The organism is Xenorhabdus miraniensis (genome assembly GCF_002632615.1).
In genome coordinates this window covers 1-685 of record NZ_NITZ01000103.1, presented here as the reverse complement: position 1 = coordinate 685, position 685 = coordinate 1, and the positions used below count along the sequence as shown (strand labels likewise).

Here is a 685-nt window from a genome sequence, read left to right as displayed (position 1 = left end):
AAATTGTTATATGAGATTATTTTGTATGGCTAAGGATAACGAAATTAAATTAGAACGAATGTCAATTGTTTGCGATCCTTTTTTGGATGAAGATATTGGCATGCTGGATAAAGAGCAAATAAAAACAGAGGGTTTTATTGATTCAATTGATGATAAAAAATGTGAAATACGATATGGCAGGAGTCATTATCGTGAAAAGATTTTGCTTGTTTCTTTAGCCGGATTTTTATTAGGGTTTTGTTTTTTCATTGATGATTGCATTTCAACATGGAAAGCTGATGAGAAATTTAATTTACTAATTGTTAGTAATATTAAAGAGAGATATGGGGAGGATTTTTATCTAAACCCTAAATTACCAGATGATTTTAAAGTTTATGAATATATTGCTGATGCAAAGAATATCTCTTTTCCTCAATATTTTCATATGCGTTATACTGATAGTGGTTTTTACAATAAATCTCGTGTTAGAAATTATTTGTTACTAGATGGTGGTTTTTTTCTATTTTCTATTACAATGATTTTAATTCATTTATGGGTATTATCTTTAATTCGTAAAATACCACCTCTTGTTATTGATCGGGAAAAGCAACTGTTTTATACATGGCGTAAGGGAAGAATGTATGTTGCACGTTACTCTCAAGTCGATGTTGTTAACCTATATGATGTTCTGTATTTCAGAGCTTAT

General features: G+C 29.3%; 1 protein-coding gene. It reads left to right on the top strand.

Translation table 11 applies throughout. From position 1 onward, the window contains the following. Window positions 1–25: 25 nt before the first annotated feature. A partial coding sequence (locus tag Xmir_RS22245) for a hypothetical protein (protein ID WP_145956963.1) occupies window positions 26–685 on the top strand: 660 nt, incomplete at its 3' end.